The sequence below is a fragment of the Sporosarcina sp. FSL K6-3457 genome, from assembly GCF_038007285.1.
Lineage (GTDB): Bacteria > Bacillota > Bacilli > Bacillales_A > Planococcaceae > Sporosarcina.
The window spans coordinates 93194-114181 of the sequence record NZ_JBBOWX010000001.1 but is presented as its reverse complement, the minus strand read 5'-3'; the positions used below and the strand labels follow the sequence as shown (position 1 = coordinate 114181).

Below are 20988 nucleotides of genomic sequence, written 5' to 3'. Positions count from 1 at the left end.
CTCAAATCGGGTGCCTGACTATTTTTCTTATCTATTAATAAGCAGTCCATCCCGCATCTGCAGTGATAACCGTACCATTGACAAAGCTTGAATCATCCGAGGCTAGGAACAGCGCGACCTTCGCAATATCCTCAGGTTTCCCTAAGCCTGGGTTAATCGCAAGTCCTGGTTGAATACGACCCATACCGAATTCACTAACGCCTGTCATTGAAGAGCTGATATTCGTTTCAACTGCGCCTGGTGCAATCGCATTACATCGAATACCATTCTTCGCGTACATAAAGCCAGTATTTTTTGTAAAGCCAACAACCGCATGCTTAGAAGCCGTGTAAGCTCCACCAGCACGAGCTCCGTATAATCCGCCTGCAGAAGCAATATTAATAATGACACCTTGTTCTTTTGCCAAGAAGATTGGCAACACTTTACGGGTTGAACGCATCACACTTGTTGTGTTAATCGCAAAAATCCGCTCCCATTTGTCATCTTCAATTTCTCCTGCAGGTTCGAAATTGTCCATAATGCCTGCGTTATTCACCAACACATCCACTGTGCCATACGCACTGACAGTTATGTCTATTAAGTTTTGAATGTCCTCTTCTTTCGCGACATTCGCAACAACCGTCATTGCTTCTCCACCGCCTAGTTTAATTTCTTCTACCAATGCATTAGCCGATTCACCGTTAATGTCGGATACAACCACTTTCGCTCCCTGTTGCGCATAAAGAATCGCAATTGCTTTCCCCATACCAGAACCGGCTCCTGTTACGACTGCAACTTTGTCTTGAAGTTTCATTTTACTTCCTCCTCGTCAATTTGTGTACGCTTTCACAACTACGTTAGTGAACAGATGTTGAATATCTTTCATCTATAGTATAATCAATTTTAACTGCTACATTCAATCAGCAAAGAACGAGTCAATCGTTCATTAGTAGACAGTTTGATAAGGTTTTGTCTATTTATTATAAAAAAGAAGGTGACAGTGATGTCCGACCAATTGACCAATGTGGATAGAAGAATCCGAAAATCCAAAGCCGCGTTGAAAGAAGCACTTCTAACCTTAATGCAAACAAAAGATTTCAAGAAAATTTCCATAACCGATATTGTGCGACTTGCCGATCTGAATCGAGGTACATTTTATAAGCATTTTCAATACAAAGAAGAGCTGTTGGAAGAAATAATTGATGATGTCATGAAAGACTTAACCGAGTCGTACCGCGCCCCTTATGAAAATCTTGAAAACTTTGATGTCAGCCAATTAACCGCGTCAGCCATTAAAATATTCAAACACGTAGCAACCTACGCCAATTTCTATACCTTATTCGGCAAGTCAAACATATTAACAGGCTTGCAGAATCGAATATGTGATACATTAACACAACTATTCTCTCAAGACTTATCTCGCGCTCCTTTGAATCCAAACATAAATGTCAATATATTAGCTAGCTATCAAGCACACGCCGTCTGGGGAATGATTGTCGAATGGATTGACAGCGAATTCCTCTATACATCCGATTATATGGCCGAACAATTACTAGTGATTGTTCAGCGTAACTTTGACAATTGAACGTTTTCGATATTATAGAATACAGGTGTAAAAAGTATAAAACGGAGCAGGCACCCGGTCTTTTCACATTTACTTTCTAGTAAAGGACTGAAATCAATCATGGTCGATAATAACCCTATGAGCAAGAGAAAGATTTTCCTACTGATTAGCCTAGTGTTTCTTGTATTGACCACTTTTCGAATTGGCTGGATCATCTATCATAAAACACCCAACCATCCAAAGGTAGAAGGTGGAGTAATTGATTTGAGGGATTGGGAATTTAGCGAAAATCAAACGATCACACTTGATGGAGAGTGGGCATTTTATCCGAATCAGCTGTTAAAGCCTCTATCAGGATCCATTTTAGAAACTGATTTCAAACAAGATTATATTACTTTACCAGGAAAATGGGGCTCATTCACAAATGATGATACGTCGGTTCATTATGGTACATACCGAGTGAAAATCTTACTTCCTACTCGTAATGACCAGTATTATGGCATACGTATTAAAGACATTTCGTCAGCTGCTAGTGTCTATGTGGATGGCAAGCTAATTACCAAGGTAGGGCAGCCTGCAGAATCTGCCCAGCAATATAAAAGTAAATTGGGTACATACAAAGCTTTTTTCGATACAGATCGTAAAGAAATCGACATGACCATTCATGTAGCGAACTATGACAATGCTCATGAGGGAGGTATTACGAAATCTATTAAGTTAGGAACGGACAAAGCGATAAACAAGGAAGTAGACTTATCAAAAATCTTGCAATTATTAGTAGCGATTATCCTAGTCGTACATAGCCTGTATGCCTTCGGTTTATATTTTATGAGCAAAAATAAACTTCAAAAAGAACTCATTTATTTTGGTCTTTTACTTATTTTCGCTTCTTTTTCCATATTAGTAGATGAAGATAAACTATTAGTTAATTTATTACCAATCGACGCCATATGGTCCCTTAAACTTATCTATTTTTCTTTCGCTGGAACAGTTTATTTCATTCTCAAGTTTATTAGGCATGTCTTTCATTTAAAAAGTCCTATTTTTCGATTACTATTTATTGTCTATGGAACATCGACTCTTTCCCTCTTGATTGTTCCGTTTGAATACACCGTATATGTCGGGTACTGTATCATGCTGTTAAATGCCTTTTCGTATTCATATATTTTTGTCCAGGTTCTAAGAATTATTAAAAAGGGAAACACGGATGCAATTTATATATTGCTTGCTAATATTGTTAATTTATTTAATATTTTATGGGGTATTGCCATCAATGCAAATATGTTAGAAATCCCTTATTATCCGTTTGATTATTTAATTGCAATAGCTGCTTTTGCTGGCTTTCTATTTAAACGACATACGCGTGTCGTTCATTTAAATATCCGACAAACGAAGGAACTTCAAAAAGCTGATAAGATGAAGGATGATTTTTTAGCGAATACCTCTCATGAATTACGCAACCCGCTTCACGGAATAATTAATATTACAGAAGCCGTTTTACATGATGAAACGGAGTCTTTAACAACGAAAAACAAGGATAATTTGAAACTACTTGTTCATTTAGGTAAGCAGATGTCATTTACCCTTAACGACCTTCTTGATATTACACGATTACAGGAGCAGAAAATTCGTCTACATAAGGAAAATATAAACCTACATGCGATTACTACTGGGGTAATCGATATGATTCACTTTATGACAGAAGGAAAAAATCTGCAGCTACATTTAAAAATTCCAGCTCTTTTCCCTATGGTACACGCTGATGAGAGTAGGATCATTCAGATTTTATTCAATATACTTCACAACGCGGTGAAATTTACGCATGAAGGATCTGTGACAGTAGATGCTTCTCACAAAAACGGTGTTGCAACTATTTATATTAAGGACACAGGTATTGGTATAAACGAGGTAACGCAGCAAAAGATTTTTCAACGATATACACAAGATGATGCCAGCATAACATCTATGGGAGGCGGCATTGGATTAGGACTTGCCATTTGTAAACAGCTAGTAGAATTGCATGGCGGGGAAATTTCCGTAGCATCGACTCTTGGTAAGGGGACTATTTTTTCATTTACACTCCCATTAGCCAACGTCACCATAGATGAAATAGAAAACAAGTTAGAGGTCGCGACTACCATTCATACTGAAGAAAAGATCGATTCATTAGCTATTACTGAGCCTGCCACATCCGAAATAAATGAAAACAAGGCGAGAATATTAGTTGTAGATGATGATCCTGTTAACCTAAGAATTTTAAAAACGATGTTAGCTTTAGAGTATGAAGTCATTACAGCAACAAGTGGACAACAAGCATTAATGCTGATTGATACTGGCGAATGGGATTTAGTCATCTCTGATGTCATGATGCCTACTATGTCAGGCTACGAATTAACACAAACCATCCGTCAGCAATTTACAATTTCTGAATTGCCTATTTTACTGCTCACCGCCCGCAACCAACTCGAGGATATTTACACGGGGTTTCTTTCGGGGGCAAACGATTATGTTGCAAAGCCAACGGATGCATCGGAGCTAAAATCCCGCGTGAAGGCGTTAACCAATTTAAAACAATCGATTCATGAGCAACTTCGCATGGAAGCTGCTTGGCTCCAAGCACAAATACAGCCACACTTTTTATTTAACACTTTGAACACCATTGCTTCTCTAGCCACAATAGATACTGGACGAATGATTGAGCTACTAAACGAATTCGGAAATTATTTACAAAGAAGCTTCAACGTAAATAATACACAGGCCCTTGTTCCTTTAGATGATGAATTAAACCTTACCCGTTCTTATTTGTTTATTGAACAAGAACGATTTGGCGAACGACTGCAAATTGAGTGGGAAATAGATGATACAGTAAATGTAAAAATCCCTCCATTGTCTATTCAACCTATTATCGAAAACGCCGTTAGACATGGCGTTCTTAAACGTATAGAAGGAGGGATCATTCGGATCCAGATACAAGATAAAAAAATGCACACTGAAATAGCCATCGTCGATGATGGTGTAGGAATGGAACAAGAAAAATTACAAGCAATCTTGGGTGATAGCCCTAGTACAACCGGTAGCATTGGTGTAGCAAATACAAACCGCCGTTTAAAAAAGCTTTATGGACAAGGATTAGATATTACGAGTGTACCTAACAAAGGAACGACTGTGACGTTTCGAATTCCTAAAGGCAGGTAATGATATGACAACAAACACATACGTCAACACCGACAAGTTCATCGCAGGAATGACTATGAAAGATGAAGCAGAACTTGAACACAACAATATGGCGCTTCACGCCTGCGAAAACCCTAATCACATTGTGGAAAATCGTAAAAAACTAGCTACATTCTTGCAATGTGAGCTCAGCGATTTCGTCTGTGCCAATCAAACCCATAGTGATCATTTCCATCGCGTAACGCTAGAAAACAAAGGACAAGGCGCAAGGCAAATGGACACTGCCATCGCCGATACAGATGCTCTCTATACCTATGAACCCAATCTCGTATTATGTAGCTTCACTGCCGATTGTGTGCCAGTAATTTTCTACAATGAAACACAGAATCTCATTGGCGTCATTCACTCAGGATGGCAAGGCACCGTCAAAGAGGTTACCCTGAAGCTTTTTGAGCATTTAATACAAGTCGAACAATGTAAGCCTAGTGATTTCCACGTCCAGATTGGCGCGGCATTGAGCCAGGAAAAGTTTGAAGTGGATGAGGATGTCTATGTAAAATTCAAGAGCCTTGGTTATGCCGAGGATTTCATGTATCACAACAAGGACACTGACAAGTATCACATTGATAATCAGCTAACCGTGAGAAGACAATGTGAACTAGCTGGAATTTCGGCTGAACAGATTATGATTGATCAGACTTGCACATTTATAAATCAAAATGGTTTTTCTTATCGAGAAAATAAAAAAAGCGGGAGACATTTGGCGTTTATTACGAGGAAAAGTGATTAAGATGCACCCCATTTCATAAGCGGCCTATCCCCACCAAAAGCACATTGCCTGCCGATGTGCTTTTATTGTGTTATTCGGGAAAACTTACGCACAGAGGAATATAAATTATACAATACGTAATATCAAATTCCACAATAGTTCTTTTGTCTATATCAAAAAGCGTAATAAGTCTCACTTTCCAACTGGATAAGACATCTTATCTAGTTCATTTTATTTATATTTCGAAATATTAAAAATATTGGTTGATATTCCTTTCAAAGTCTTTTATTGTGAAGACTAATGTAGTTGAGATGAAAACGATTTTCATATTTTCTACATTAAAAACTTGTTAGGGGGAATGAGAAGAATGGAATTACGCATGTTCGATGCAAGATCGTTGTTCGTTGTTTTAGGAGCACTGGTACTGTTAGTGCTTACGCTCGGTTTTTCAAGCACAGCCTCAGCGCACGGCTATGTCAGCCAACCAGAAAGCCGCGGGTTGCTATGCAAAACGGGTGCTAATATTGATTGTGGTGGCGTCCAATATGAACCACAAAGCTTGGAAGCACCAAAGAACTTCCCAGAAGCCGGTCCAGCAGATGGACAAATCGCTGGCGCCAATGTTTTTCCAAAGCTCGATGAACAATCTAAGTATCGTTGGACAAAAGTGGCGATGCAAAGTGGTGCAAATACTTTCGAATGGACACTGACTGCTGCGCACGCAACGGCTAAGTGGGAATACTTCATCACAAAACCAGGTTGGAATCCAGATGCACCTTTAAAACGTGCAGATTTTGAGCTATTTCACACAGTTAATGATGGTGGTAAACGCCCAGATTTCACAGTAAAGCATAACATTAACGTTCCTGAACGTTCTGGCTATCACGTTATTCTTGCTGTTTGGACAGTTGCGGATACACCAAATGCATTTTATAATGTGATCGATGCAAACTTCGACGGGACAAACCCACCGATTGATCCAGATCCAACTCCGGATCCGGATCCAGACCCTGTAGATCCGGTTGATCCTAGCACTGGAACTTGGAGCAGCACACAAGTTTACACGGGTGGACAAGAAGTCACTTACAACGGTTCTACTTACAAGGCAAAATGGTGGACACAAGGTGAAAAACCTGGTGAATCAGCTGTTTGGGAACTTGTGAATGGAAGTGGTGGTGACAATGGTAATGGCGGCGTAACACCAGATCCTTCTGCCGATGAATGGAGTGCCAGCAAAGTCTACTTAGCTGGAGACAAAGCTACGTACAACGGTATCCTTTATCAAGCTAAATGGTGGACACAAGGAAGTAACCCAAGTACAAGTAATGAATGGTCAATTGTAATATAATTATCTTCACCAAAAATATCCACCCGCCATCTTTCTAGATGAGTAGCGGGTGGTATTTACTAGATAGGAGAGGGCCCGAGAAACTTATACTTGTAAGCGCTTTCCTTATAAAGCTAACAAACAAGGAGGAAGAACCATTGCAATTGACATACGTGAACCGTAAAAAAACGTCACTTATTGCATTATGTATACTGTTAATCTTGGCCTTACTTCCAGCTTTATCACCGGTAAGGGCTGCTGCGGCTACTGACGATGAGTACAAGGTCGTTGGGTACTTTATCGCTTGGGGTGCCTACGGAAGAGACTTCCAAGTAGAAGATTTGGATCCAAGTAAATTGACGCATATTAACTACGCTTTCGCAGATGTTTGCTTCGATGGTATTCATGGCAACCCCGCATCGGCAGTATGTGATAAGGGTGATGGAACTGCCGCAGCAGATATTGCTGATGGCTCTGTCGTACTCGGTGACCCTTGGATTGATGCACAAAGCGATTTTCAAGGTAGCTTCGACGGTGGAGTCAATGAACTTTACGGTAATCTTGGTAAACTAGCACAATTAAAAGTAGATAATTCACATCTAAAAACATTAATTTCAGTTGGTGGCTGGACATGGTCTAATCGCTTCTCTGACATTGCGGCTGATCCGCAATTGAGACAGAACTTCGCTAATTCAGCAGTCGATTTTGTGCGTCAATTTAAAATGGATGGCGTTGATATTGACTGGGAATATCCAGTAGCTGGTGGACTCGAAGGCAACAGCAATCGCCCTGAGGATAAGCAGAACCATACACTACTATTACAAGATGTTAGAAATGCATTAGATAAGGCTGGACAAGAGGATGGCAAAGAGTATTTATTAACAATCGCTTCCAGTGCAAGTCTGTCCTACCCTGTGAATAATGAATTAGATAAAATTGCCGAGGTCGTCGATTTTATCAATATCATGACCTATGATTTCAGTGGTACATGGCAGTCTACTAGTGGGCATAACGCGCCGTTATTTGGTGATTACCAGGCAGCGGATGCGGGCGTTAACAATACTGGGGCAGATGCAGCAACAGCTATCAAAGGTCATTTAGATAATGGTGTACCTGCTAAAAAATTAGTGATGGGACTCCCTTTTTACGGCAAGTCATGGGCGAACTGTGATGGCGATACAAATAACGTAGAAAACGGCGGCTATTTGAACTGCCAAGGAGCCGGTACAGGTACATGGGAAGCAGGTACTATAGAATATGATGATTTAGTAGCGAATTACGTCGACAAAAACGGCTATACACGCTATTGGAATGACACAGCACAAGTTCCTTACCTATTTAACGAAACGACTAAGCAATTCGTTACGTATGATGATACAGAATCCATTGCAGCAAAAGTAGCTTATATCGAAAACCTAGGGCTCGGTGGTGCAATGATTTGGGAATTATCATCCGATCGTCAATACACATTACTCTCGGCAATTAACGATGAATTTAAAAATGGCATAACGCCAGATTCACCAGTCTCTCATTTTGTAACAGATTGGGATAGTCAGAAAACGTATACAGCTGGACACCGCGTCCTCTTTAACGGCAACATTTATACAGCGAAATGGTGGACTGTTGGCGAAAAGCCTAGCTCTAGTGATGTATGGACAAAAGGTGCAGAGACTGGCGCTCAACCAACAATTAGTGAGTGGAGCAAAGCTAACATATACACTGGCAGCGACATCATCCTATTCGATGGTCAAACATACAAAGCGAAATGGTGGACGCTTGGTGAAACACCGAGTACGAGTGATGTGTGGGAATTGGTTAACTAAATCTGATTGGTGAAAACAACAACAGGAAAAGGTACCTAGCTTTAAAACAACTCAACCTTGTTTTAAAGTCAGGTACCTATTTTAATAATCTATTCATTTCCAATGATTATTAGCAAGCGCTACTGTTTGAAAATGGATAGCAATGACTTGCGATGCCAGTGTCAGACTATCTGCATCCGATTCATACACCGGGCGTAAAGCTTGTCGAATCTCTGCTGAAGGTTGCGTATACCCTACACCTTTTCGCGCCAATGTAATCGCCAATTCAAATCCCTGTTGAGGTGTTTCCGTTTTTAAGCTTGTAAGCCAGTCAGCCATAAAAATCCTCCCCTAGTTTTCAAGATAACTTATATATGAAATATAACAAACGAATTTGTAGAAGTCTAAAAATTGAATTTCATTTAAGCTAGCAAGACCAATACGGCCCCTCAGTAGAGTTATAAGTTAAGGGATATGTCTACAATGAAGGATATTATGCGGAAATGGAGAATGGGCCGAACTAAAGAATCTTACTAACAACGCTTGATGATTGATGATATACGACCTCTTCCAAATCGATATGGCGGTAGATTTCCCATTAAGGCAGAGTTAGCCTACAATAAAGGAAATGAAAAGAAAAACGTAAGAAATGAGGAATTCATATGATGTGTGGATCAAAATGCTTCCTTGTGGAGATGGAACTAAACGGTACAAGAGAACTCAAACAAGTCACCGCGAGAACCCCCGTCGGCGCAAGGAAAGTAATCAGGGGAGAATACGGAGCTGACACTGAGATATTATCAGTGAGAGAGACGAAACGGAATCATTAATTTAATCACTTCGTGTAAGAAGTTGGCATTTACAAACAATCACTTAGTTAGTGCTTCAGCTCATATTTAAATATTTACAAATATTAGGTAGATATAAAATGCCCCCAAAGGCTTTACGAAACCTCCGGGGGTCATTATCACATATGATTACTCTTCCACAATCTCCCGGACATCGTTCAATTGCTGCTTCATCAGGTCTAACTGTTCTTTGTTTTGCTCGACTGAATTCGGCCGCTCCTTATGTTGTTCTACATTCGAAAATGCCTTCTCTGCACGTGAAATCGAATTGAACGCATGCTCAACCGCTATCTCCTCAGGATGTGACATCGCTTGCTTTACGGCACGATCTGCCTTTTGAACAGAGTTGCTTAAAAAAGTGTTTGGATTATCCTTTTTCCAACTGGTATCTGAACGCTTAGCCACTCATACCTCTTCCCTTCCTGCAAACAAGATAAGTAACGATAAGCTTAGTATTGTAAAATATCCTGAAAGTATGCACGGATGAGGCTATTTCAATTTTATAATAAGTAGTTCTTTCAAAAATAAACACATCACTCATTTTATAATTTTTATAAAATGTTTCAAAACCCTAGCTGTTAAATCTCAAATTGCATATTTCCCATAATCAAAAAATATTCTTCAATTGAACCATTAGAGCATTTCACCTGGATAGAAAGAGCTAGCTAATTGGTCAAAATCATAGTCTTTAAGCTCCTCTAAAGTAATATTTGCATGTGAACCTTCATGCACCATTAAATTACTGTTTGTGCCGACATGGACTAAAATAACAGGCTTATCAGTGGCATAAGCGTAACCAAGTTCCCATGCTGTTCCACTGTCCGAATAGTTACCATGATAGATACCTACAACGATTTCCGCCCACTTAATATGTTTTATATCATCCATAAATGTTTCAATTGACCATTGACGTGAACCAACCTCAACACTTTCATCAATTGGATTTCTAAACGGTGAGAATACTTTCAAACCTTTTTCCGCCAAAATTTTCTCGACCTGTTCTAAGCATTCAATCTCCTTGTCATTAAAAAACGGGCTGGCTAAATAAACTCTTTTCATTTTCCTTAATCTCCTTTAGTTTTTATTAGCTATTTGCATCGGTTGAACCCGCGAAATAAAATCGAAGTTCAACACTACGTTTAAAAATTAGTCTTTCCCATGAAAAACCACTACAGACTGTGGACTTATACTTTATTAGAAAACTGCTCATAAAATGGATTATTTTGAATCCCTGTATAAGTTCCTGCATACTCAAAACAGGCGATCCTTCCATGATGGAACAACCCATCTTTCAATAATAGGTGTAACCACTATTTTTAGCTAGCACTCTCCGCAATTTAATGCCCTCTTATAAGTTAATTAAAAGGGTACCAATGCGCAATCCTCTGGTACCCTTCATAGTTATTCGATTTTGATATACTTGATGTTCCAAGTCACTAAGAAAAAATGGCGTTCACTTTCAAAGCTAACTAAACAAATATGGATTATAATCATTGTATACTCTTACTATTATTTTCGACGACATGAGGAGGCGCAATACGATGAATTTATTCGCGAAAACAGCACGTCAAAAAGAATGGCTGCAAAAACTATATGATAAAGAAGCAGCATTCAAAGATGGAGCAGCCGAAATTGATGAGTTATCCATCTTTCCAAAAGAAAATATTCAATCGTTAGTGGATATCGGTTATACCAGCAGTACGCTTCCAATAGCTTACGGGGGTGCGGGATTAACCGTCTACGACATGGTGCTGCTCCAAGAAACACTTGCTAGCTTCGATGCTAACACAGCTCTTTCCATCGGCTGGAATCTTGGCGTGGTTGGCGAGCTTTTCGAGAAAAAACTTTGGACGGACGACAACTTAGACTTTTTAGCCAAGGAAGTACTAAACGGAGCATTGATAAATCGGACTGCTAGTGAAGCACAAACGGGAAGTCCGACGCGTGGTGGGCGCCCTGGAACAACCGCCATCCAGAAAGACGGGGCTTGGGTTCTATCGGGACGCAAAATTTTCACAACCGCCTCCCCCATTCTCACCTATTTTCTAACATCGGCCTGGATTGAAGAACAACAAAGGATTGGCTTCTTTCTGCTGCATAAGGATTTAGAAGGGCTTACCATTGAAGAAACGTGGGATGTTATTTCCATGCGGGGAACCGCAAGCCATGATTTAGTGCTCGATAACGTCAGCGTTGAAGCTTCAAAGCTTGTTGAACTTCCAGATGCACCAAGTGGCGGGACACTAAACGCTTGGCTTCTTCACATTCCCGCCTGTTATCTCGGCATCGCACAAGCCGCGCGTGACTACGCCGTCCACTTCGCCAATAACCATAAGCCAAACAGTCTAAACGGACCCATCAGCCAATTACCAAACGTTCAACAGCTCATCGGTGAAATGGATTTGGCGTTAACACAAGCAAGACACCTGATCTACAGCGTCGCGGAAATGTATGACGATGAATCCCGAAGAAGTCTACTGTCCAATGAGATTGGTGTCGTCAAGCATACCGTCACCAACTCAGCCGTGACAATTGTCGATAAAGCGATGCGAATCGTCGGCGCCAAAAGTCTGCAGCGCAGCAATCCTTTGCAGCGCCACTACCGCGATGTCCGAGCAGGTTTGCATAATCCACCAATGGATGACATGACCATTAAAAAGTTGGCATTGTCTGCCATTGAACAAGATCAAAACACGAATCTTCCCTAGTATAGCAATCCCTTATGGAATAAAAATACCACGTTCTAAACGCTAAAATCCGTTTAGGACGTGGTATTTTTTCTCATAAAGAACGTATTTATAGTTAGATCTTTTCCACTGCACAATTTTCAAAGAGAATAACAGCTATTCCAACAACTCTTCCGGAAGCAGTGTAAACCCTTCAATCATCGTGTCTTCTTCCACCTCAATCAAGATACAACGTTTGCCATTGACAGTGACCTGCCTCACATATCTCAAGTCTTGCGGGCTGATTGCAATATTTGCCACTTTCGTTTCAATCTTGATGGACTTAGTTGTGTAACTTGGAACGATATGACTCGCCTGCATTTCATAGGCTTTGTCTTCGATTACAGTCTGAAATGCCCTCTCCACTTTTTCCGTGCTGACATCCTTCACGCCACTTGCCTTTAGCACACGTTCCACTTCTTTCGTATCCAGAACAGGAAGGTATTCCTCTTCCCCCTCATCTTCTACAACCAACATACTGTTGATTTCATCATAAACACTGGCAAGGGTTTTGGTACTCACTTCATTCCCAACCACTTCTTTTATAATTTCTTCAAAGACAGCTTTATCGTCATCAGCAGTCATCACCTCTTCGCCGTCCAGCACACTCTCGACAAACTCGTAATTCGGCTTATTCGCTTTACCCGCAGCATACAAGATGTGATTGACGTCTGCGGCATTGTCCGTAAAGACCGGGAACAAAAATCCACCGATTGGAGATGTTAAATTGATAATCGGATCGAGCATGTCCTGTGACTTAAATTCCTTCTCGTTGAAATCAAAAACAAGTGACCGTTTCGGCAGCTCGGTCTGATTCATACTGCAGAGAATAAACGGGTTCTTGTACACTTCATCCCGTTTAGCGACTTCCTCTTCCTCATGATTCCTTTTCGTCGGTTTAAAATAAGTCCCGCGAATAAAAGTCACAACGATGTCCTTTTCATATTGAACGTCCTGCACCATCTTTTCGGCAATGCTTTGCATATTCTCTTTCCAATCTTCTACCTCAGCCGTTTGGAGTCCCTCATATAAAAGTTGTTGCGTATGGTCCGTTTGCTCCTCCTCTTGCTGTCGAAACTTCACCTCAAATAGTTTTAAACCCAATTTTCCACCTAACACTTTTTTAAAATTGTTCAGAAACAACTCCTGCTGCTCCCTGTCCAAAAGAGAAAATGGCTGACTTTCCTCATGATAAAATTCACTGCTCTCCTGCCTAATATACACCTTGTAAATTTCAGTGATTTTCAGTAAATCCGTATCCAACTTAAATTGCTTGCGAATCGCTGCAATATCCTTCTTGTTCATCTCAACTTCAACTCCCGACTAGCATATCGAATCTAACACTTACGTTTTGAATGTAAAAAGAGCGTCAAAGCTTTTATTCGGCATTTGACACCTTCTTATTATAGCAATAAAGGTACCAGATTCTAATACAATTCGGAATTGCGTCAGAACCTATCGCCTTGAATTCCCCCACCTTTCCAATTCCTGAATAATCTTTATCATCAAAATTAAAAATAATATGGTTGCACATTACAAAACTATCGTCTATAATTAGAAAATAATTTCATATTAATTATTTTAAATGAAATTATTTTCAAAAGAGAGGGTGATTGCACAGATGTTGGATAGAATAAAAGGCGGCATAGTAGTATCATGCCAGGCTCTCGAAGATGAACCACTTCATGGATCAAACATTATGGGAAAGGTAGCATTAGCAGCACAGCAAGGTGGCGCTTATGGAATACGTTCAAATTCAAAGGAAGATATTATTGAAATTAAAAGAAACACAAACTTACCCATTATCGGCATAGTAAAACGAGATTATACAGACTCAGATATTTATATAACCCCTACCATAAAGGAAATTGAAGAATTAATTTCTTCAAAATGTGAAATGATTGCACTAGACGCTACCGATCGCAAAAGACCTAATAATGAATCTTTAAAATCATTTATCCAGAAAATAAAAGCCAAAGATTCTAACGTCTTATTAATGGCAGACATTTCAACAGTTTCTGAAGCTATAGAAGCAGAAAAATTAGGATTCGATTGTGTTTCGACCACTTTAATGGGATATACAGATATCTCCAAAGATTATAATGTGACAACAAACGATTTTTATTATTTAACTGAAATCTTGAAAAGCGTGAATATCCCTGTAATTGCCGAAGGGCATATTAGTACTCCTGATTTAGCAAAGAAATCACTAGAAAAGGGAGCTTATTCCGTAGTTGTAGGAAGCGCTATTACCCGTCCTAAACTAATTACAGAAACATTTGTAAGCGCTATTAAAAATAAATAAAAATTATTTTTCACTAACTGCGAAAAATAATTTTCAGGGGCTTTATTGGCTGTTCACTATATTATTTTTCCTTCCATACATGTAAAACTTTTTTATAATTATCGTTATACTTATCGTTTTTTAATAAATGATAAGTAATCACATCAATAAAGAATAAAAAAGAGAGTTGGTCATTGTGAAATTTATCGTCCTCTAAAAGATCACTATCACTCGTATAGAAAATCTTGTCCGTGGTTTCACTAATAGAAGAGTTATATTTTTTAGTTAGTGCAACTATTTTCACATTGTTCTTTTTAGCTTCTCTACACGCTTTTACTATTTCTGGTGTTTCTCCAGAATTTGAAATAGCGATAATTAAGTCCTTTGAATCCAATAAAACAGATTGGGCGAACATTGAATAACTATCTGTCACGGATATCGAGTTTATACCCATTCTGTTTAGTCTCAATGAGAATTCCGTAGCAGTTAGACCGGAACTACCTATACCCAAGATTACTACTTTGTCAGATTCTTCAATATCATTCACTAAAACTTCAGGTGATATTTTTTGAAAAATACTTTTCGATTGTTTGAGTGTCAATTGATAATACTCAATAACCTTTTCAGCAATCGTGTCGTAATTTGCGACTTTAAAAGACTCTGTTTTCAAAAGGGTCTGAAATTCCACGTAACTTCTATAATCTAACCTTTTACAAAACCTAGTTATTGTAGAAGGCGAAGTACCTATTTTAGCAGACAAATCACTAATAGACTCAAAAGGCACGGATTCAACATGATTGAGCACATAATCAGCAATTTTCTTTTCACTTGTTGAAAGAGTGTACTCGTAAATTTGTAATCTATTTTTAAAGGATGAATTATTCATATTTACTCCCCAATACGTATTTATATTTCCAGATTCATATTAGTGTATATTTTCCTTAAAAGCAATAAACAACAGTTTTATACAACAGAAGGGATTGGTACAAATGGAAAACAAGCTAAGAGTTGGTGTCATTGGAGTAGGACAAATGGGGACATATCACGCGGAGATTTATAGTAAATTACCCCAAGTAGAATTAATAGCTTTGTGCGAATTCAATGATGAAAGAAGGGCAGAAGTTGAAAAAATATTTGGTTGTAAGGTTTACAAGGAATACAAAGACCTATTAGAAGACCCGAATATTGATGCAGTCAGTATTGTATTGCCAGATAATATTCATAGAGATGCTGTTGAAATTGCCGTGAAAAATAATAAGCATATTTTATTAGAAAAACCAATTGCAAAAGAATTGGAAGATGGACAAGCAATTTATGAAATTACAAAGGATTACGACAAAGTCTTTACTGTCGGATTTTTATTAAGATATGATCCAAGATTCAATATGGTTAAACAACGCCTAGATAATGGGGAGTTAGGAGATATCATTCACTTATATTGCAGAAGAAATAGTCCTATTACAGGACCTAAACGCTATGTTGGTGCCTCCGATTTGAGTATGCATGTCATGATTCATGACATCGATTACATCAACTGGTATATGGGATGTGAACCAGTGAGTGTATTTGCAAAAAATCGAAGCGTATTGCTTAAAGAACAAGGAATGAGTGATGTCATTTATGCATTAGTTACCTATGAAAATGGTGCTATTGCCTGTCTTGAAGCTTGTTGGGTTCTTCCTGAAAATTCCCCAACTATTATTGATGACAAATTAGAATTAGTAGGCACAAAAGGGGTTGCTTACATTGATTCTTGTGACAATGGAGTAAAATTCGTTACTAATAGTGGGATTTCTTATCCTGATTCTAGACATTGGTACTATGTAAACGGAGAAGTGAGCGGAGCTTTGGCAGAAGAAATTATGGCCTTTGTTAATGATTCCATGAATAATAGAAAATCCATTATTACTCCTAAGGAAGCATTGGATTCTCTAAGGGTTGTTGATGCGATTGAACGGTCCATTAAAGAGGGGAAAGAAGTAAGTCTATAATATAAAAAAATGTAGCTGTTGCTTTAGAGCCTTCAACTGCATTTACCTTAAAGGGAGGTATTATTATGTCATTAAGAGTAAAGGCCCAACGATTTGGGAGTAAGTTAAGCGGGATGGTTATTCCAAACTTAGGTGCCTTCATGGCCTGGGGGATAATAACAGCCATTGCGGTTGCTATAGATAGTGCTACTTTGAAAGAGTTTATAGGTCCAATGCTGACTTATTTATTGCCTATACTTATCGCATTTGCTGCCGGTAAAGCGGTGCATGACTATCGCGGTGGAGTAATAGCTACAGTTGCCACAATGGGAGCAATCCTTGGTGCAGACGTAACGATGTTTATCGGTGCAATGATATTAGGACCTTTGTCTGCATGGATTTTAAAGAAATTTGATCAATTGATTGATGGTAAGATTCCTACGGGGTTTGAATTGTTAGTTAATAACTTTTCAGTTGGGATTTTTGGAGCCATTTTAGCTTGGTTAGGCTATATCGTTATTGCGCCATTTGTGGCTATTTTAACGAGTGTATTATCTGCAGGGGTAGATGTATTAGTAAATAATAACTTGCTTCCTTTAACAGCGATTTTTATTGAGCCAGCTAAAATATTATTCTTAAATAATGCCATAGGTCAAGGAATATTAAGTCCTCTGGGCAGCATGCAAATAGGTGAATTTGGAAAGTCTATTTTATATCTATTAGAATCAAATCCTGGACCTGGTTTAGGTATATTATTAGCCTACATGATTGCAGGTAAAGGAAACGCTAAAGGTTCAGCAATGGGATCAGGGATTATCCACTTCTTTGGTGGAATTCATGAAATCTATTTCCCGTTTGTTTTAATGAATCCTATCCTTGTATTACCACTAATCCTTGGTGGAGTAACAGGTACATTTTTATTCAGTTTGTTTGATGTAGGTTTAGTAGGAGTTGCCTCACCAGGTAGTATATTGGCTATTTTAATGATGTCTGCTAGTGGAGATTATATTCAAATTTTAATTTCTGTATTAGCTTCAGCAGCCGTTACCTGTTTGATTGCGATTCCTTTAGTTAAACGATCTAAGAATAGTGATACGGAGTTACAAGAAGCAGCAGTAAAAATGGAAGAACTAAAAGGTAAGGAAAGCAGTATTTCTTCTGTCTTCACTGCTTCTAAAATCGAAAGTGTAGACTACTCGGGCATATTTAAAATTGCATATGCTTGTGATGCTGGACTAGGTTCAAGTGCTATGGGTGCCAATATACTGCAGAAGAAAATAAGGAAATCCGGTATCGATGATATATCAGTCTTCCATATTTCAATCAGTAATTTACCAACGGAAGCAGATATCATCGTTACGCATCAATCTTTAGTGGATAGGGTCTCTGAAAAACAACCTAGTACGCATTGTATCGCCATATCTGATTACTTAAATGCCCCAGAATATAGCGAGTTAGTTAATAAATTAGTTGAGTCAAGGGAAAAATAAGTTGATAGAGGAGTTTAATCTATGCTGAAGGCTGTAATAATGGATTTCGATGGAGTTATAGTGGATACAGAAGTGATTTGGTTTGAAATTTTTAGTGAATGGTTAAAAAAGAATTGGAATTACGACTTAACAATTGAAGAGTTTTTAGTTTGTGTGGGTTCTCATTCTGGAGAGCTTTTCGATATGCTAGAAAAAAAACATGATATAATAGTAGATAGAAATCAGTTTAATGAGGAAACTAAACAAAACTTTATAGACAGAAGTGAGAATCTTCCACCTAAAGAGGGAGTTCTGGAATTCATAAAGAATATAAAGAATGAAAATCTCTTATTGGCTTTAGCAACTTCTGCCACTAGGACAAAGCCTATCACTCACTTAACAAGGCTTCACATCATACAACACTTTGATGTAATTATTACTTCAGAGGATGTAGCCCGAATTAAACCACACCCAGATTTATTTAACAAAGCTATTGAAGAATTGGGTATAAAAAAAGAAGAAGCGATTATTATTGAGGACTCTGCAAGTGGTCTTTTAGCAGGAAATAATGCAGGTATCGATACAATCGTATGTACAAATGATGTGACTAAACATTCTTCATTCCAGAATTATTTTATCAAAGTTGATTCGTTAGAAAAGGTTGAGTTAAAAAGTATAATACAAAAATTCCAATGAAAGTAGTGTCGATATGCTAATTAATGAAGTGAAATTGAGTGATATAAAAGTGAATGAAAAAGCTAAGGATTGGAAAGAGGCTATTCACATAGCTGCTCAATCATTAGTAGCATCTAAAAAAATAAAACCATCCTATGTAGATGCTATGATTAAGGCAGTTGAGGAAAACGGCCCATATATTGTGATAACAAAGCACATTGCACTCGCTCATGCGAGACCTGAATACGGAGTAGTAGAGCAAGGACTTTCTTTTACGACCTTCGATGAACCAGTGCCTTTTGGTTCAGAATTATTCGATCCAGTAAAACTAATTATCACCTTAGCTGCAACAGACTCAGAAAGTCACTTAGATCTTTTATCGGAGTTGTCCGATATTCTAATAGATGAAGACAAAACAGAGAAACTGTATGTCGCTAAAAATGAACAAGAATTCTTGGAAGTACTACAATCCGCTTAAAGGGCTAAACTCGTAGTATGAAATGAACTCCATAAAACAGGTGCCTGGTTCTCAAACAAACTTTACTTGTTGAGACCAGACACCTGTTTTTTTATGGTCGAATCAATTCCCCAATAACAGAAGTTCCTAGTTAGCCTGTATTGTAGGAATTGCCCTTTTCCTAAAGTAAAAAATAACGGCCATTAAGCTCACAAGAATAAAAGCACATAATACAAGTGCCCATAGGGTGACGCTAATTGGGTAACGATCGATCAGTTCGCCAACAATTCTTGGCAAGAATGCACCACCTAATCCCCCCATGGCCATCAGTATACTCGTTGTCCATTCCTCCAATCCTTTAGACGTTTCATTCACAATCAAGAGGCCGATGGAGAAGACTCCTCCCATTAATAAACCCGTCAAGAATATGGAGATAAAACTAAACATGACCGAAGTTGAATAAGCAAACATCAACAGGGTAAAAAACTGACCCGTACAGCAAATAATAAAGAGCTTGCTATAGCCTATTCTATCTATGATACCCGTCATACTGATACGTCCAAGTGTCATCGCTGCCCAAAAGACTGTAATACTTAAAGCCAGTGTGGAAGCATCTAAATTCGTTGTTTTGCTCAAGATTGTCGGCAAGTAGTTTGGCAACACCATTTCAGTGCCCACATACATAAAGAAAAACACCGCACCCGTCGCAATAATCGGCAATTGCCTTCTAGAGTAACGTTTTTTCACAGGTTTATGCCCATCTTCAGGTAAAACTTCCGGCTGCCTTTTTAAAACTGGATCCAATTCCCCAAACGGAAGAAGTAACCAGAGTAGCATAATGACCGAAGCAAACACCGCTACAAATGTAAACGAAAAATTCCATACACCCGTCATGATCAAAAAGGCAGAGATGACTGGAATCGCCAATGCGCCAACTCCAAAAAAGATTTCAACGATAACAAGTGTCGTAGCCTTCTTTTCCTTCAAATGACCAATAATAAGAGAAGCAACAATCGTCTCCGCAACCCCTATTCCCGCCCCAGCAAACGGTGCGACAGCTAACATCACATTCCAATTAGGTAAAACACCAAACACAAACTGGGAAAGAGCAAAAATAAGCAAGGCAAGAAAAATCGTTGTTCTCCGGCCAAGCCGATTGACGATAAGCGGTGCAAACATCACTCCACCTAAAAAGCCCAAAAACTGATTCATAATCAGCTGTCCGCCATCCTTGTAATGAATCCCATATGAATCAACCATCGGTTCTAAAACAGTTCCGATGATGATATGGCCGAAACCGTTTAAACAATAAATTAGTGAAGCAATCCATATGAATTTTTTCATTTTATTCTCCGTATCTGCATTATTCAGCGTTATTTGAAGGTAGTGGTGCTTGTCTTATGCTATCAATGATGGGTGGTGGTGTCTAGATGGATTTGAGATTATACTGATGGGGTTGGGCGGAATGAAATAAGGTGCTTGGTTCCCGACGGTGTTTAGTTGTTTGGGATTAGGCACCTTGTTTGTTTATGGTTGAATCAATTTGCGAATAATTAACGTTCTAAGCTGTCGTGACCACTATTCACTTGTAGCGCTGCGTCTCAGGCTGCTTGACATTCAGGGGGAGGCAGGTAAGCGAACAGCCCGCTACCAGCAAAAAATAAAGGAGACAATCTTCCCCTGTTAAATACAATTAATGCCGATAAGAGAGGCGGAAAAACCTTACTTTTTGATAGTTAGCTTACGTATCCAGCCTTCATTAAATATTGATATCGGCAAAACACTTGGATCTGCATAGTCTATCATTAGAAATGACAATAGTTTCTTCCTTATACTCTGAAAAGGAGAGGGATATTGTAGTAAAAAATAATTTAATTAGAAAGTTAGTTTGTATATTCAATTGAGATTCCGTAGAATATTAAATAGGTAGTTAATTAAGGAGGA

General features: G+C 38.7%; 18 protein-coding genes. 11 read left to right on the top strand and 7 right to left on the bottom strand.

Annotated elements, in window-relative coordinates; translation table 11 throughout:
- Positions 1-34: 34 nt before the first annotated feature.
- On the bottom strand, positions 35-793 hold the full coding sequence (locus N1I80_RS00535; RefSeq protein ID WP_340736039.1) for an SDR family oxidoreductase: 759 nt from the start codon (positions 791-793) through the stop codon (positions 35-37).
- A 189-nt stretch (positions 794-982) separates the two neighbouring features.
- Between N1I80_RS00535 and N1I80_RS00530 the strand changes: the two genes are divergently transcribed.
- The 5 genes from N1I80_RS00530 (at position 983) to N1I80_RS00510 (ending at position 8636) form a co-directional block, all read left to right on the top strand.
- On the top strand, positions 983-1564 hold the full coding sequence (locus N1I80_RS00530; protein WP_340736038.1) for a TetR/AcrR family transcriptional regulator: 582 nt from the start codon (positions 983-985) through the stop codon (positions 1562-1564).
- Positions 1565-1663: 99 nt separating this feature from the next.
- Positions 1664-4738 (top strand): ATP-binding protein, encoded by a 3075-nt coding sequence (locus N1I80_RS00525; protein ID WP_340736037.1) that lies wholly within the window; start codon positions 1664-1666, stop codon positions 4736-4738.
- A 4-nt stretch (positions 4739-4742) separates the two neighbouring features.
- Entirely contained in the window at positions 4743-5507 is a 765-nt protein-coding gene (gene pgeF, locus N1I80_RS00520; protein ID WP_340736036.1) for a peptidoglycan editing factor PgeF, read from the top strand.
- Between the two features lie 346 nt (positions 5508-5853).
- Entirely contained in the window at positions 5854-6834 is a 981-nt protein-coding gene (locus tag N1I80_RS00515) for a lytic polysaccharide monooxygenase (protein ID WP_340736035.1), read from the top strand.
- A 137-nt stretch (positions 6835-6971) separates the two neighbouring features.
- Positions 6972-8636, top strand: coding sequence for a glycosyl hydrolase family 18 protein (locus N1I80_RS00510; RefSeq protein WP_340736034.1), 1665 nt, complete (start codon positions 6972-6974; stop codon positions 8634-8636).
- 93 nt (positions 8637-8729) lie between these two features.
- On the opposite strand, the gene N1I80_RS00505 is transcribed toward N1I80_RS00510, so the two are convergent.
- From N1I80_RS00505 to N1I80_RS00495, 3 genes are all read right to left on the bottom strand, one after another.
- Positions 8730-8954 carry a hexameric tyrosine-coordinated heme protein gene (locus N1I80_RS00505; RefSeq protein WP_340736033.1) on the bottom strand — a complete coding sequence of 75 codons (225 nt, stop codon included), beginning with the start codon at positions 8952-8954 and terminating at the stop codon, positions 8730-8732.
- A gap of 638 nt (positions 8955-9592) precedes the next feature.
- Positions 9593-9868, bottom strand: a complete 276-nt coding sequence (locus N1I80_RS00500) for a hypothetical protein (RefSeq protein ID WP_340736032.1) — start codon at positions 9866-9868, stop codon at positions 9593-9595.
- A gap of 228 nt (positions 9869-10096) precedes the next feature.
- Positions 10097-10522, bottom strand: coding sequence for a nucleoside 2-deoxyribosyltransferase (locus N1I80_RS00495; protein ID WP_340736031.1), 426 nt, complete (start codon positions 10520-10522; stop codon positions 10097-10099).
- A gap of 482 nt (positions 10523-11004) precedes the next feature.
- On the opposite strand from N1I80_RS00495, the gene N1I80_RS00490 reads away from it, so the two are divergent.
- On the top strand, positions 11005-12171 hold the full coding sequence (locus tag N1I80_RS00490) for an acyl-CoA dehydrogenase family protein (RefSeq protein ID WP_340736030.1): 1167 nt from the start codon (positions 11005-11007) through the stop codon (positions 12169-12171).
- A 135-nt stretch (positions 12172-12306) separates the two neighbouring features.
- Here the strand turns inward: N1I80_RS00490 and N1I80_RS00485 are convergent, their stop codons facing one another.
- Positions 12307-13494 carry a DUF4317 domain-containing protein gene (locus N1I80_RS00485; RefSeq protein WP_340736029.1) on the bottom strand — a complete coding sequence of 396 codons (1188 nt, stop codon included), beginning with the start codon at positions 13492-13494 and terminating at the stop codon, positions 12307-12309.
- A gap of 316 nt (positions 13495-13810) precedes the next feature.
- On the opposite strand from N1I80_RS00485, the gene N1I80_RS00480 reads away from it, so the two are divergent.
- A complete protein-coding gene (locus tag N1I80_RS00480; protein ID WP_340736028.1) occupies positions 13811-14494 on the top strand; it encodes an N-acetylmannosamine-6-phosphate 2-epimerase in 684 nt (227 codons plus the stop codon).
- Positions 14495-14555: 61 nt separating this feature from the next.
- Here N1I80_RS00480 and N1I80_RS00475 read toward each other — a convergent pair whose 3' ends face one another.
- Positions 14556-15359, bottom strand: a complete 804-nt coding sequence (locus N1I80_RS00475; RefSeq protein WP_340736027.1) for a MurR/RpiR family transcriptional regulator — start codon at positions 15357-15359, stop codon at positions 14556-14558.
- Positions 15360-15462: 103 nt separating this feature from the next.
- Between N1I80_RS00475 and N1I80_RS00470 the strand changes: the two genes are divergently transcribed.
- The 4 genes from N1I80_RS00470 to N1I80_RS00455 all read left to right on the top strand — a co-directional run bounded on the left by N1I80_RS00470 (position 15463) and on the right by N1I80_RS00455 (position 19065).
- Positions 15463-16464 carry a Gfo/Idh/MocA family protein gene (locus N1I80_RS00470; RefSeq protein ID WP_340736026.1) on the top strand — a complete coding sequence of 334 codons (1002 nt, stop codon included), beginning with the start codon at positions 15463-15465 and terminating at the stop codon, positions 16462-16464.
- Between the two features lie 65 nt (positions 16465-16529).
- Positions 16530-17933: a PTS mannitol transporter subunit IICB gene (locus N1I80_RS00465; protein ID WP_340736025.1), complete on the top strand. Its 1404-nt coding sequence runs from the start codon at positions 16530-16532 to the stop codon at positions 17931-17933.
- Between the two features lie 21 nt (positions 17934-17954).
- Positions 17955-18608 carry an HAD family hydrolase gene (locus N1I80_RS00460; protein ID WP_340736024.1) on the top strand — a complete coding sequence of 218 codons (654 nt, stop codon included), beginning with the start codon at positions 17955-17957 and terminating at the stop codon, positions 18606-18608.
- A gap of 13 nt (positions 18609-18621) precedes the next feature.
- Positions 18622-19065: a PTS sugar transporter subunit IIA gene (locus N1I80_RS00455; protein ID WP_340736023.1), complete on the top strand. Its 444-nt coding sequence runs from the start codon at positions 18622-18624 to the stop codon at positions 19063-19065.
- A 126-nt stretch (positions 19066-19191) separates the two neighbouring features.
- Here N1I80_RS00455 and N1I80_RS00450 read toward each other — a convergent pair whose 3' ends face one another.
- Positions 19192-20388, bottom strand: coding sequence for an MFS transporter (locus tag N1I80_RS00450; protein ID WP_340736022.1), 1197 nt, complete (start codon positions 20386-20388; stop codon positions 19192-19194).
- Positions 20389-20988: the final 600 nt, after the last annotated feature.

What these genes read in the sequence shown, in the direction of transcription:
- N1I80_RS00535 (WP_340736039.1), bottom strand. Translation starts at nt 793, where the DNA reads ATGAAACTTCAAGACAAAGTTGCAGTCGTAACAGGAGCCGGTTCTGGT.
- N1I80_RS00530 (WP_340736038.1), top strand. Translation starts at nt 983, where the DNA reads ATGTCCGACCAATTGACCAATGTGGATAGAAGAATCCGAAAATCCAAA.
- N1I80_RS00525 (WP_340736037.1), top strand. Translation starts at nt 1,664, where the DNA reads ATGGTCGATAATAACCCTATGAGCAAGAGAAAGATTTTCCTACTGATT.
- pgeF (WP_340736036.1), top strand. Translation starts at nt 4,743, where the DNA reads ATGACAACAAACACATACGTCAACACCGACAAGTTCATCGCAGGAATG.
- N1I80_RS00515 (WP_340736035.1), top strand. Translation starts at nt 5,854, where the DNA reads ATGGAATTACGCATGTTCGATGCAAGATCGTTGTTCGTTGTTTTAGGA.
- N1I80_RS00505 (WP_340736033.1), bottom strand. Translation starts at nt 8,954, where the DNA reads ATGGCTGACTGGCTTACAAGCTTAAAAACGGAAACACCTCAACAGGGA.
- N1I80_RS00495 (WP_340736031.1), bottom strand. Translation starts at nt 10,522, where the DNA reads ATGAAAAGAGTTTATTTAGCCAGCCCGTTTTTTAATGACAAGGAGATT.
- N1I80_RS00490 (WP_340736030.1), top strand. Translation starts at nt 11,005, where the DNA reads ATGAATTTATTCGCGAAAACAGCACGTCAAAAAGAATGGCTGCAAAAA.
- N1I80_RS00485 (WP_340736029.1), bottom strand. Translation starts at nt 13,494, where the DNA reads ATGAACAAGAAGGATATTGCAGCGATTCGCAAGCAATTTAAGTTGGAT.
- N1I80_RS00480 (WP_340736028.1), top strand. Translation starts at nt 13,811, where the DNA reads ATGTTGGATAGAATAAAAGGCGGCATAGTAGTATCATGCCAGGCTCTC.
- N1I80_RS00475 (WP_340736027.1), bottom strand. Translation starts at nt 15,359, where the DNA reads ATGAATAATTCATCCTTTAAAAATAGATTACAAATTTACGAGTACACT.
- N1I80_RS00470 (WP_340736026.1), top strand. Translation starts at nt 15,463, where the DNA reads ATGGAAAACAAGCTAAGAGTTGGTGTCATTGGAGTAGGACAAATGGGG.
- N1I80_RS00465 (WP_340736025.1), top strand. Translation starts at nt 16,530, where the DNA reads ATGTCATTAAGAGTAAAGGCCCAACGATTTGGGAGTAAGTTAAGCGGG.
- N1I80_RS00460 (WP_340736024.1), top strand. Translation starts at nt 17,955, where the DNA reads ATGCTGAAGGCTGTAATAATGGATTTCGATGGAGTTATAGTGGATACA.
- N1I80_RS00455 (WP_340736023.1), top strand. Translation starts at nt 18,622, where the DNA reads ATGCTAATTAATGAAGTGAAATTGAGTGATATAAAAGTGAATGAAAAA.
- N1I80_RS00450 (WP_340736022.1), bottom strand. Translation starts at nt 20,388, where the DNA reads ATGAAAAAATTCATATGGATTGCTTCACTAATTTATTGTTTAAACGGT.